Source organism: Bradyrhizobium sp. Kon69 (genome assembly GCF_055807515.1).
Genome location: NZ_JBVVOS010000083.1, coordinates 1 through 1,052 on the forward strand (window position 1 = coordinate 1; position 1,052 = coordinate 1,052).

At 62.9% G+C, this 1,052-nt stretch carries 1 protein-coding gene; it reads left to right on the forward strand.

Features of this window, described 5'->3' with window-relative positions; all coding sequences use genetic code 11:
• Positions 1 to 55: 55 nt before the first annotated feature.
• A partial coding sequence (locus AC0L3U_RS38275; RefSeq protein ID WP_473364943.1) for an IS30 family transposase occupies positions 56 to 1,052 on the forward strand: 997 nt, incomplete at its 3' end.

Sequence of the window (1,052 nt, forward strand, 5' to 3'; positions counted from 1 at the left end):
ATGGGTCCCCTGAGTTCACAAACGAAGTGCAACACTTCCATCTGGAGGTGTTGCCATGGGGCGGACTTACAAACAGCTCTCCCTTGACGATCGATGCGAGATTGCCCGCCTTTCGGCCAATGGCAGCTCGGTCGGGCAAATCGCGGCAGCTTTGGATCGGCCGCCATCAACGATCTCTCGGGAGCTGAGGCGGAACCGTGGCAGGCAAGTCGGCTACAAGCCAAGCTATGCTCAGCAGCAGACCCGGGCGCGGCGCTGGAAGGGCTCTCGCCTCGAGCGGGACGCCAGCTTGCGCCGCGAGGTCTTGGCAGGCTTGAGCCGCGGTTGGTCGCCCGAACAGGTCGCAGGCCGGCTTGCCCGGGAACGTGGCCGCAGGGTGATCTCCTACGAGAGCATCTACCGCTTCATCTACGCCCAGATCACACGCACGACGGACTTCACCTGGCGGCGCTATCTGCCTCGTGGCAAGAGCAAGCGAGGCCACCGCGGCAAACGAGGCGGGAGCCCCGCAAGCTTCATCGAGGGCCGTGTTTCGCTGGCAGAACGGCCTGCCGAGGTCGCCGATCGCAAAGTCCCGGGCCATTGGGAAGCCGATTTGATGATGTTCTCCAAATACCGGCAGGCCATCCTGGCTGTCCACGAGCGAACCTCGCGCCTGCTGCTCGCCGTTCCGATCGAACGCAAGTTCGCTGCCGGTGTCGCTGGCCATCTCGTACGCCTGTTCAAAGCCGTACCGGAGGCACTGCGCCGTACCGTCACCTTCGACAACGGCACCGAGTTCGCCGCTCACCTTTCCTTGCAGAGCCTCTTGATGAAGACCTTCTTCTGCGACCCGCACGCGCCGTGGCAAAAGGGCGGCATCGAGAACGCCATCGGCCGCTTGCGCCGCTTCATCCCCCGAAAGACCGACCTCGAAAAGCTCCCAACCAAGCGCTTCCGCCAGTCCATTGCCGCCTACAACAACACCCCGCGCAAATGCCTTGACTTCAGAACCCCGGCAGAGGCCTTCTCCTCTCAACTGTTGCACTTCGAGTGTGAATCCACCTCCTGGC